Source organism: Planktotalea sp. (genome assembly GCF_049680325.1).
Taxonomy (GTDB): domain Bacteria; phylum Pseudomonadota; class Alphaproteobacteria; order Rhodobacterales; family Rhodobacteraceae; genus Planktotalea.
The window spans coordinates 1-1,789 of sequence record NZ_JBAUHO010000320.1; the positions used below are offsets into that span (position 1 = coordinate 1).

The 1,789-nt window shown below is 56.6% G+C and carries 1 protein-coding gene and 1 pseudogene; both read left to right on the forward strand.

All coding sequences use genetic code 11. From position 1 onward, the window contains the following. Positions 1-208: 208 nt before the first annotated feature. A pseudogene (locus tag WBC85_RS14455) lies at positions 209-1,017 on the forward strand (IS30 family transposase); the annotation flags it as partial. A gap of 121 nt (positions 1,018-1,138) precedes the next feature. Further along, positions 1,139-1,789, forward strand: a 651-nt coding sequence (locus WBC85_RS14460; protein WP_424438697.1) for an ISNCY family transposase, incomplete at its 3' end; no start/stop codon positions are given.

Sequence of the window (1,789 nt, forward strand, 5' to 3'; positions counted from 1 at the left end):
GAGCTCGTGCGCGATGAAGGCATCAAAGCCTTCTACAACAAGAAAGAGCGCCGCAAGCTTGGTCTATAACCAGACCCCGCAAGGCTTATCAACCCTGCGATATATGTGGTCTCCGGGCTGCTAAGCCTTGCTCGCATCAGTGCCCGTGGTGACATTTCTGGTTTGCGCAATCGGTGACATTTCTGAATGGCGTTTACATCTGGTGTGGCTGGGTGCGCGCTACTTTGAAGTGCAACTTTCGTATCAGGAACGCCGGAAGATCGAAGACTGGTGGCTTGCAAAGGTCCCTGTCGTTGAGATGGCGCGCGTTCTGAAGCGCCATAAGTCGACGGTCTTCCGAGAGATCAAACGCAATTTCTGGGCTGATGATGCCTTCCCAAGAAGTATGCAGGTTACTTTGGCATGGCCGCGCATCAGCGGGCGCAGCGGCGTCGCTCCGTGCAACGCAAACTGATCCGACATTCTGATCTGTGCAAGACCGTGGTTGCGCGGATCAAACGAGGCTGGACGCCTGAGCAGATCGGCAACCGGATGATCTACGAAGGTGCGAAGTTGCGCGTCTGCCAGGAAACGATCTACCGCTACATCTACTCCAGAGAAGGCATGGATCAGGAGCTTTGGTGGTACCTGCCCTTGCACCGAAAGAACCGCACGCCGCGCCGTGCCAGAAAACGCCAGAAGCCTAAGTTTGGGCGTGATGTCAGTATCCTGTTCCGCCCGGACGACGTCGCACATCGGCGCCAGTTCGGGCATTGGGAGGCTGATCTTGTCCTGTTCAAACAACGCTTTGGTCAGTCAAATGTGACGTCCCTCGTGGAGCGCGTGAGCCGCTTCACAGTGCTTTTGAAGAACCCGAACAAACGTACCAAGCCGGTGATGGGCAAGATCATGAAGGCCGTGCGTGATCTGCCCTACATCGCGCGTCGTTCAATCACCTTCGACCGCGGTACCGAGTTCGTCAGCTGGCCGTATCTGCAGGCTGAGATCGGAACGCAGACTTGGTTCTGTGATCCGTCCCCCGCCGCTGCCCGGCATACCTAAGGTGCCGGACAGCGGCTCCCTTATCGCATGGGAGCCAACCTCAGCCTAAGACAAGAAGTGTCACTCTCCTCGCAAAATGATGTGAGGATGAGCGAACATGGGATGGGTGACGATGAGCGAGCGGGAGTTGAACCGTGTGGAAGTTTTGGCGCAGGTTGATGGTGGGCGGCTGACGGTTGATAATGCGGCGAACATGCTGGACCTGACGCGTCGGCAGGTGTTTCGGTTGCTGAAGCGATACCGACAAGATGGTGCAGCGGCGATCCGGCACAAGTCGCGTGGAAAGCCGCCGAACAACCTGATCCACAAAGCCAAACGTGACTATGCGTTGAGCCTGATCAAGGAACAGTACCCGGATTTCGGGCCGACACTGGCTGCTGAGATGCTGGCCGAACATCATGGCTTCAAAGTCTCTCGCGAGACGCTACGCAAGTGGATGGTTGAAGATGGCATCTGGCTTTCGCGCAAGCAGCGCCGCCAGTTCCACCAGCCGCGTCTACGCCGGGAATGTTTTGGTGAGTTGATCCAGATTGATGGCTCAGATCACCGATGGTTCGAAGATCGCGCGGGCCCCTGCACCTTGCTCGTTTTCATCGATGACGCCACCAGCGCGCTCATGGAACTGCGGTTTGTTAAATCCGAGAGCACATTCAGCTACTTCGAAGCACTGGAAAGCTATTTGCTCGAACACGGTCGCCCCGTTGCATTCTACAGCGACAAGCACACGGTGTTTCGCGTGGCCAAGGAA